The 9,140-nt window shown below is 65.6% G+C and carries 8 protein-coding genes; 2 read left to right on the top strand and 6 right to left on the bottom strand.

Features of this window, described 5'->3' with window-relative positions; translation table 11 throughout:
- The 3 genes from KBW98_RS18205 to rarD all read right to left on the bottom strand — a co-directional run.
- A partial coding sequence (locus tag KBW98_RS18205; RefSeq protein WP_211521579.1) for a transposase occupies positions 1-512 on the bottom strand: 512 nt, incomplete at its 3' end.
- Positions 513-679: 167 nt separating this feature from the next.
- Positions 680-2,347 carry an energy-dependent translational throttle protein EttA gene (gene ettA / locus KBW98_RS18200; protein WP_211521578.1) on the bottom strand — a complete coding sequence of 556 codons (1,668 nt, stop codon included), beginning with the start codon at positions 2,345-2,347 and terminating at the stop codon, positions 680-682.
- 77 nt (positions 2,348-2,424) lie between these two features.
- A complete protein-coding gene (gene rarD, locus KBW98_RS18195) occupies positions 2,425-3,303 on the bottom strand; it encodes an EamA family transporter RarD (protein WP_211521577.1) in 879 nt (292 codons plus the stop codon).
- A 164-nt stretch (positions 3,304-3,467) separates the two neighbouring features.
- On the opposite strand from rarD, the gene KBW98_RS18190 reads away from it, so the two are divergent.
- Both KBW98_RS18190 and KBW98_RS18185 read left to right on the top strand, forming a co-directional pair.
- Positions 3,468-5,345: a potassium transporter Kup gene (locus KBW98_RS18190; protein WP_211521576.1), complete on the top strand. Its 1,878-nt coding sequence runs from the start codon at positions 3,468-3,470 to the stop codon at positions 5,343-5,345.
- Positions 5,346-5,532: 187 nt separating this feature from the next.
- Positions 5,533-5,967, top strand: coding sequence for an FKBP-type peptidyl-prolyl cis-trans isomerase (locus tag KBW98_RS18185; RefSeq protein ID WP_211521575.1), 435 nt, complete (start codon positions 5,533-5,535; stop codon positions 5,965-5,967).
- 12 nt (positions 5,968-5,979) lie between these two features.
- Here the strand turns inward: KBW98_RS18185 and KBW98_RS18180 are convergent, their stop codons facing one another.
- Genes KBW98_RS18180 through gshA form a run of 3 tightly spaced genes read right to left on the bottom strand, consistent with a single transcriptional unit; the run spans position 5,980 to position 9,113 of the window.
- Complete coding sequence (locus KBW98_RS18180) at positions 5,980-6,432, bottom strand: GNAT family N-acetyltransferase (protein WP_211521574.1); 453 nt, start codon at positions 6,430-6,432, stop codon at positions 5,980-5,982.
- Between the two features lie 23 nt (positions 6,433-6,455).
- Positions 6,456-7,502 carry a histone deacetylase family protein gene (locus tag KBW98_RS18175; protein ID WP_211521573.1) on the bottom strand — a complete coding sequence of 349 codons (1,047 nt, stop codon included), beginning with the start codon at positions 7,500-7,502 and terminating at the stop codon, positions 6,456-6,458.
- Positions 7,503-7,514: 12 nt separating this feature from the next.
- Entirely contained in the window at positions 7,515-9,113 is a 1,599-nt protein-coding gene (gshA, locus tag KBW98_RS18170; RefSeq protein ID WP_211521572.1) for a glutamate--cysteine ligase, read from the bottom strand.
- Positions 9,114-9,140: the final 27 nt, after the last annotated feature.

The raw sequence follows: 9,140 nt of genomic DNA, 5'->3' as shown, positions 1-9,140 counted from the left end.
CCCTGCGGCCGCGCCACCCAGGGCGGCACGATCAGGTCCGGTGCGGGATGCGCGTGCCCCGCCGACAGGAAGCGGTGCAGCGAGGACCACGGCCATTCATGCGCCGCGGCGCAATGGCCGTGGCGCACGGCGTCGGTGTGCACCCAATCGACCAGGGCGGCGTAATCGGATGCTTCCTGCACCCGGTAGTGACGGTAATGGCGCTCCCACACGGCCCCGTCGCTGGTGTCGCCGATGCCGGCCTTGCGCAAGGCTTTCGAGAACGCGATCTTGACCGCGCGCCAGCGGCTGGAGCAGTCGTGGTCGCCCGGAGGCAGGGTCCAGATCGTATGCGCATGGTCGGGCAGCACCACCCAGGCGTCGACGTGGAAGGGCTTGCGCACCCGCGCCAGCCGCATCGCTTCGCCAAATGCGGAGATGTGCTCGGTCAGCAGGGCGCTGCCACGGTCGAGAAGGCGCACTGTGAAAAAGAAAGTCCCACCCGGGACCCGGTTGTCGCAGTAGTCTGTCATGGATTCTTCGACGCCCCGGCAGCCGCAGCGACGGCAAGGCTGAGGACTGGACGAAGGCGCCTGCACGGCCTAATCGCAGGAATTCTACACACGAAGTCTTCATTCCCTTGTTCCGTTTCCGGGCGTAAAAAAAGCCCACCGAAGTGGGCTTTCCTGGATGAATCGTATTACGCGGTGAGCGGCTTGTAGCGGATCCGCTTCGGCTTCGCGCCTTCCTCGCCCAGGCGCTTCTTCTTGTCGGCTTCGTACTCCTGGTAGTTACCGTTGAAGAAGGTGACCTGCGAATTGCCTTCGAAGGCCAGGATATGGGTCGCAATGCGGTCCAGGAACCAGCGGTCGTGCGAGATGACCATCACGCTGCCGGCGAATTCCAGCAGGGCGTCTTCGAGCGCACGCAGGGTTTCCACGTCCAGGTCGTTCGACGGTTCGTCCAACAGCAGGACGTTGCCGCCTTGCAGCAGGGTCTTGGCCAGGTGCAGGCGGCCGCGTTCGCCGCCCGACAGGTTGCCGACCTGCTTCTGCTGGTCCGAGCCCTTGAAGTTGAAGCGGCCCAGGTAGGCGCGCGAAGGCATCTCGAAGCGGCCCACGCTCAGCATGTCGGCGCCGCCGGTGACGTCCTCGAACACGGTCTTGTTGTTGGCCAGTTCGTCGCGGTGCTGGTCGACCAGCGAGACCTTGGCGGTCTTGCCGATCACGACTTCACCGCTGTCCGGCTGTTCCTTGCCCGCGATCATCTTGAACAGGGTCGACTTGCCGGCGCCGTTGGGGCCGATGATGCCGACGATCGCGCCCGGCGGCACGGTGAAGGACAGGTTGTCGATCAGGAGGCGGTCGCCGAATGCCTTCGAGACGTTCTTGAACTCGATGACTTCGTTGCCCAGGCGCTCGGCCACGGGGATGAAGATCTCCTGGGTCTCGTTGCGCTTCTGGTATTCGTATTCGCTCAGCTCGTTGAAGCGGGCCAAACGGGCTTTGGACTTGGCCTGGCGCGCCTTCGGATTCTGGCGCGCCCATTCGAGTTCCTTGGCCAGCGCCTTCTGGCGCGCCGATTCGGTCGCTTCTTCCTGCTTCAGGCGCGCTTCCTTCTGCTCCAGCCAGGACGAGTAGTTGCCTTTCCAGGGGATGCCCGAGCCGCGGTCCAGTTCCAGGATCCATTCGGCGGCGTTGTCGAGGAAGTAGCGGTCGTGGGTGATGCCCACCACGGTGCCCGGGAAGCGCAGCAGGAACTGCTCCAGCCATTCGACCGATTCGGCGTCCAGGTGGTTGGTCGGTTCGTCGAGCAGCAGCATGTCGGGCTTGGACAGCAGCAGCTTGCACAGCGCCACGCGGCGCTTCTCGCCGCCCGACAGCACGCCGATCTTCTGGTCCCAGGGCGGCAGGCGCAGCGCGTCGGCGGCCATTTCCATCTGCAGGTTCAGGTTGCCGCCGTCGGCCGCGGCGATGATCGATTCCAGGCGCTCCTGTTCCTTGGCCAGGGCGTCGAAGTCGGCGTCTTCTTCCGCATAGGCGGCGTACACGGCTTCCAGCTTGGCTTGGGCCTCGAAGGCTTCACCCAGGCCCGATTCGACTTCCTGGCGCACGGTTTTTTCGGGATCGAGCTGCGGTTCCTGCGGCAGGTAGCCGATGTTCAGGCCCGGCATCGGGCGCGCTTCGCCCTGGATATCGGTGTCGATGCCGGCCATGATCTTCAGCAGGGTCGACTTGCCCGAGCCGTTCAGGCCCAGCACGCCGATCTTGGCGCCCGGGAAGAAGGACAGCGAGATGTCTTTCAGGATCTGGCGTTTTGGCGGGACGATTTTGCCCACGCGGTTCATGGTATAGACGTAGTTGGCCATGCTTTAACTCTGGTGTTGTTTAAGGTGCACAGGATACGACAGAACCCGTTCCGTACACAGGATTTCTTGGTGCCGCATCACGCTTTATTTGCACTGCGGCTGCGCCACAGGCCTTCGCCGCCGAACAGCGCCAGCGCGGACCAGATCAGGATGAAGCCGACCAGGCGGTCGGCGCTGAAGGCTTCGTGGAACAGCCACACGCCCAGCAGGAACTGGATGGTGGGCGACAGGTACTGCAGCAGGCCCAGGATCGAGAGCGGGATCTGGCGCGCGCCGCTGGCGAACAGCAGCAGCGGGATCGCGGTGATCGGGCCGGCCGCGATCAGGAGCAGGCGGGTGGTGTCCGAGGGCGTGTTGACGAAGGCGTTGTCGCCCGTGACCGTCAGCCAGCCGACGTAGGCGGCGGCGACCGGGAACAGCAGCATGGTCTCGAAGGACAGGCCTTCCAGCGCGCCCAGGGCCGCGGTCTTGCGCAGCAGGCCGTAGCCGCCGAAGGAGGCGGCCAGGAACAGGGCGATCCAGGGCACCGAGCCCGATTGCCAGGTCAGCCAGGCCACGCCCAGCGCCGCCAGCCCGATGGCGCCCCACTGGGCGGGACGCAGGCGCTCCTTCAGGATCACGTAGCCGAACATGATGTTAACCAGCGGATTGATGAAGTAGCCGAGGCTGGCCTCGATCACGTGGCCGTTGTTGACCGCCCAGATATAGGCCAGCCAGTTGGCGCTGAGCAGGAAGGCCGAGGCCAGGAAACTGAAGAACACGCGCGGCTGGCGCACCAGCGCCAGCCATGTCCACTGGCGCCGCAGGGCCAGCACAATCAGCAGGAAGCCGAGCGACCACAGCACGCGGTGCATGAGGATTTCCAGCGGCGGCACATCGCCGATCGCATGGAAATACAAAGGGAAGAGCCCCCAGCACAGGAAGGCGAGGGTGGCGGAGAGGATACCGGAGCGCATGGGAGGGGAAGGCGTTTGCTGAGCTGGCATTATCCCCGATGCGCACGATCCCTGCTGGCGCTGGCCAATTTTGCGCAGGTGTATGATGCAGAACGAAATGTTCTTGCAATTTTCTTGTCGATATTTTATGGTGCGCCGCACCAGAACAACAACATGGTGCAATCTTGAGTGCTGAGAACAAGAAAAGCAGCCTGGCCGCACTGACCCTGGCCGCGGTCGGTATTGTCTACGGCGATATCGGTACTAGCCCGCTCTACACCTTGCGGGCCATCTTCGACGAGGAGCATGGCCTGCCCCTCACCACGCCCAACATCCTGGGCATCGTTTCCCTGATTTTCTGGAGCCTGACGATCGTCGTCTCGCTCAAGTACGTCACGCTCGTGCTGCGCGCCGATAACCGCGGCGAGGGCGGCATCATGGCCCTGATGGCGCTGGCCACCAATTCGGTGACCAAGCACTCGGGCTGGCACTTCCCGCTGCTGGTCATCGGCGTGCTGGGCGCCACCATGTTCTACGGCGACAGCGTGATCACGCCGGCGATCTCGGTGCTGGGCGCGATCGAGGGCCTGGAAGTGGCGGCGCCCGGCATGTCGCACTACGTGGTGCCGATCGCGGTCGTCGTGCTGCTGATCCTGTACAGCGTGCAGCGCCACGGCACGGCCGGCATCGGCCGCTTCTTCGGCCCGGTCATGCTGGTGTGGTTCGGCGCCCTGGCGGTGATGGGCGTCATCAACATCATCGAAGCGCCGGTCATCCTGAACGCGCTGAACCCGTATCACGCGCTGCACTTCATGCTGGAGAACCAGTTCCTGGCCTTCGTGGCGCTGGGCGCGGTGGTGCTGGCGATGACCGGCGCCGAGGCGCTGTACGCCGACATGGGCCACTTCGGCCGCAAGCCGATCCGCATGGCCTGGTTCACCATCGCCTTTCCGGCGCTGGCGCTGAACTACCTGGGCCAGGGCGGCCTCCTGATCATGCAGCCGGACGCCGTGGACAACCCCTTCTTCCACCAGCTCGGCACCTGGAGCGTGTTCCCGCTGGTGATCCTGTCGACCATGGCGGCGGTGATCGCCTCGCAGGCGACCATCTCGGGCACCTATTCGATGACTAAGCAGGCGATCGCGCTCGGCCTGCTGCCGCGCATGCGCATCCTGCATACGTCGGAAAGCGAGATCGGCCAGATCTACATCCCGGCCGTGAACTGGGCCCAGCTGTGCGTGGTGCTGATCGCCGTGATCGGCTTCGGCTCCTCGGACGAACTGGCCGGCGCCTACGGCATCGCGGTGACCGCGACCATGATGGCCACCACCATCCTGACCTTCTTCGTCACGCGCTATCGCTGGCATCTGCCGCTGGCCGTGTGCCTGGGCGCGACCGGCTTCTTCTTCGTGATCGACATCATGCTGTTCTCGTCGACCACGCTCAAGCTGTTCCACGGCGGCTGGTTCCCGCTGCTGCTGGGCACCGTGCTGCTGACCCTGATGCTGACCTGGAAGCGCGGCCGCGAGCTGGTGTTCGAGAACCTGGAAAAGCACGCGATTCCGCTCGAAGCCTTCATGGAATCGCTGTTCGTCGCCCCGCCGGTGCGGGTGCCCGGCACCGCCCTGTTCCTGCGCGGCGAAAGCGACGGCGTGCCGCATGCGCTGCTGCACAACTTGGTGCACAACAAGGTGCTGCACGAGCGCGTGGTGTTCCTGACGGTGCACATTCGCGAGGAGCCGTGGGTGCCGCCGCTCGAGCAGGTGCGCGTCGTCGAGCTGGGCCACAACTGCTTCCAGCTCAACGTCCAGTACGGTTTCAAGGACGAGCCGGACATCCCCGGCATCCTGCGCCAGTGCGCCGACCTGGGCCTGGCCTTCGAGATGATGGAGACGTCCTTCTTCATCGCGCGCCAGACCGTGATCTCGACCCCGGGGCGCGGCATGGCGCCGTGGCGCGAGCATCTTTACGTGATGATGTCGCGCAATGCCCGCGCGGCCGCGGACTACTACCAGATTCCGCCGAACCGGGTCATCGAGCTCGGCACGCAAATCGAGATATGAACGCTCGTCCGTAGGGTCGGCAGGTTCCCTGCCGACGCGTCCAAGCGGCCGGTGAGTGTCGGTAGAACGCGTCGGCGGCAATTACAAATCGGATACAAAATCTTCACACTTTCATGGCATTGATACGGTAAGGTGCAAAGTTTCGCTTCGCAAACTTTTTAGTCACCTGTTCTCGCCGAGGATTTCCATGAAACTGAAGTTCCCCCTGATCGCCGCATTCGTCGCCATGCTCTCCCTGACCGCCTGCGGCGGCGGCGGTGATTCCGCCGGCGGCGGCGTGGCCGTCACCAGCCCGGCCACCCTGACCAAGACCGACAACGTCGTCGGTACCGGCGCGGAAGCCGTCAGCGGCAAGACCGCTACCCTGAACTACACCCTGTGGCTGTACAACGCCTCGGCCGCCGACTTCAAGGGCGCGCAGCTGGAATCGAACCCCTTCAGCTTCAAGCTGGGCACCAATGCGGTGATCCCGGGCTTCGAGCAGGGCGTGACCGGCATGAAGGTGGGCGGCAAGCGCACCATCCTGGTGCCGTCGAGCCTGGGCTACGGCGCGGCCGGCAGCCGCGGCGTGCCGCCGAACTCGGGCCTGGTGTTCGAGATCACCCTCAACAAGGTCGAATAAACCGCCCGCTGCTCAGCGCAGCATATCGATGTGCATGATGCCGTCTTCGTCGTAAGGGGCGGAGACGGTCTCGAAACCGAAGCTCTGGTAGAACTTTTCCAGGTACTGCTGCGCACCGATGCGGATGCGGTGGCCCGGATGCAGCGCTTCGGCGCAGGCGATGCCGCGCGCCAGCAGCTGGCGTCCGGCGCCGCTCCCGCGCGCCGCCTGGGTCGTGATCACGCGGCCCAGCGACATCTCCTCGTACTTGGCGCCCGGCGCCAGCACCCGCAGATAGGCGGCCAGCTCGCGCTTGCCGTCTTCGACCCGCCACCCGAGCAGGTGATGGGCTTCCAGGTCGTAGCCGTCGATGTCCGGATACAGGCAGGTTTGTTCCAGGATGAAGATGTTCTGGCGCTGGGCCAGCACCTCGTAGAGGTCCTTGTTGGACAGGTCGGAAAAGCTGGAGAATTGCCAGTCGAGCATGGAAGTCATCAAGTAAAAGTAAGTTATTCGGCCGCGGTCTCGAAGCCTTCGAGCACGTTCACCACCTGCATCCCCAGCTCCGGAACCGCGTCGCCGCCTTCCAGGATGAAGACAACCGGCAGGCCGAGGTGGGCGATGCGTTCGCCGATGCGCAGGAAGTCGCCTCCCTGCAGCCGGAAGCGCGCATCAGGCGCGGCGCCGAAGGCGGGCGCGCCGAGCGACACCACCAATGCCTCGGCGCGGAACATCGCCAGCTTGACGCAGGCGGTCTCCAGCGCGGCGAACCAGTCTGCGCCGCCCAGGCCCGGCGCCAGCGGCAGGTTCATCGTGTAGCCCAGTCCCGCTCCCACCCCCGTCTCGTGGGCATGGCCCGTGTACCAGGGATAGCTGCTGCGCGGATCGGCGTGCAGCGACACAACCAGCACGTCGCTGCGGCCGTAGAAGATCGCCTGGGTGCCGTTGCCGTGGTGGTGGCCCAGGTCGAGGATCGCCACGCGCGCCAGGCCGTCGTCCAGCAGGTGCTGGGCGGCCAGGGCCGCATTGTTCAGGAAGCAGCCGCCGCCGAAGAAATCCGCACCCGCGTGGTGGCCGGGCGGGCGCGTGAGCGCGAAGCTGCCGCGTTCGCCCATGCGCAGCGCATGGGCTGCGTTGACGGCGCAGTCGGCGCCGGTCTTGGCGGCCAGCCAGGTGCCGGCGGTGAGCGGGGTGGCGTTGTCCATCGCGTAGAGTCCGAAGCGCGCGTCGAAGCTTTCGGGTTCGATGTCGCCGGCGACGGGGCGCAGCGGCCATGCGGTGGGAAAGGCGTCGCGCGCCGCGTTGGCGGGATCGAGGGCGATCCACTCGCTCCAGGCGGTGCGCAGGAAGTGCAGGTAGCGCGGGCTGTGCACCCGCTCCAGCGACACCAGCGGCACGCCCTGCGGCGTGACGATGCGACCCAGCCCGCGCCGCTCGCATTCCTTCAGGACGAGAGAAGCCCGCTCAGGCTGTTCCGGACACGGCGCCAGCTCGCCGCGCACGAAGGCGAAGCGTCCCGCATGCTGGGCATGGTGTTCGTTGTAAAAGGTGAGCAAGGCATCCCCGGATCAGTGGTGGTTGCCGCACAGCGTACTGCTGTTGTAGGCCGCGACAAAGTCGTCGAAGCTGCCGGTGTCCTTGGCCTCGATGCTGGCCTGCTCGGCCAGCGAGGCAGCCGCCATCTCGTCGAACAGGGCCGCCTCGGCCGGCATCAGGGGGCTGTCGCGGAAGCTCGCCGCATGCAGCGCGCTCTGGCGCAGGCCGAAGGCGGCGGCCGAACCCAGCGCCCGCACTTCCTCCAGCACGCGCGCCGACGGCGTCAGCGACGGATCCTCGATCTTGGCCTTCTGCAGGCCGAGCGAGGAAACGTGCACGCCGCCCTCGTTGTGCTGGTCGTCGAGCAGCTCGGCCACCGGGCGGATGCGCTCGATCAGTTCCAACGCCCATTCCTTGAGCGGCACTTCCTGGCCGTCGCGGGTGAGGGTCAGGTCCGGGCGGCGGCCTTCCTTGACGGTGCGCGCGAAGTTGCGCGCGTGGATGGCGCCGTCGTGGGCGCTGATCAGGGGGCTTTCGTCCAGGGCGCAGAACAGCAGGAAGGCGTCCAGGAAGCGGCCGGTCTCGAGCGCGATGCCGATCGGCTCGAAGGGGTCGACGTCCAGGCAGCGCACCTCGATGTACTGCACGCCGCGGTTGCACAGGGCCTGCACCGGGCGCTCGCCGGTGCGGATCACGCGCTTGGGACGGATGGTCGAATAGTATTCGTTCTCGATCTGCAGCACGTTGGTCGACAGCTGGATCCACTCGCCGTCCTTCTTGGTGCCGATCGCCGCATACGGCTCGTAGGGGCGGTTGACCGCATCCATCAGGCTGGTGACATAGCTTTCCAGGCTGTTCTCGTGCGGGCACAGGCCGGACTGGGCGTCGTTCTGGTAACCCAGGTCGCTCATGCGCAGGCTGGTGGCGTAGGGCAGGTATAGCGTGTCGTCGGACAAACGCTCGAGCGCATGCGGGCGGCCGCGCAGGAAGCTGGTGGTCAGGGCCGGAGTGGCGCCGAACAGGTACATCAGCAGCCAGGCATGGCGGCGGAAGTTGCGGATCATCGCGATATAGCTCTCGGACTGGAAGTCGCGCAGCGCGTTGCGCCGTTCTTCCGCGATGCCTTCGTTTTCCGCGAACACGCGCCACAGCTTTTCCGGCAGCGAGTAGTTGTAGTGGATGCCGGCGATGCACTGCATGGCCTTCCCGTAGCGCAGGGCCAGGCCGCGCCGGTACACGTGCTTGAGCATGCCCAGGTTGGACTTGCCGTACCAGGCGATCTCGATGTCTTCCTCGGGCGGCAGCTCGCCCGGCATCGACACGCCCCACAGCATCTCGTCGCCCAGCTTGGCGTAGGCGTAGCGGTGGATGGCGTCCAGGCGGTGCAGGGCCAGGCCGATGTCGTGCTCGGCCGGGGTGATGAATTCCAGCAGGGTCTCCGCGTAGTCGGTGGTGATCTGCGGATGCGTCAGTGCCGAGCCCAGCGCCACCGGATGGGGGGTGCGGGCAAGGTGGCCTTGTGGGTCCACGCGCAGGGTTTCGCGTTCGATGCCACGCAAGCCCTGGCCCAGCAGGGCGCGATGTTCGTCGTCGTCGAGCAAGGCCAGTCGGCGGTTGAATTGGTTCGACACGGTGTTTCCTTTCTTATACTGCCAGTG

It is taken from the genome of Massilia sp. ST3 (genome assembly GCF_018119405.1).
Lineage (GTDB): Bacteria > Pseudomonadota > Gammaproteobacteria > Burkholderiales > Burkholderiaceae_D > Telluria.
The sequence above is the reverse complement of the archived record's forward strand: the minus strand, read 5'-3'. Positions and strand labels throughout refer to the sequence as shown.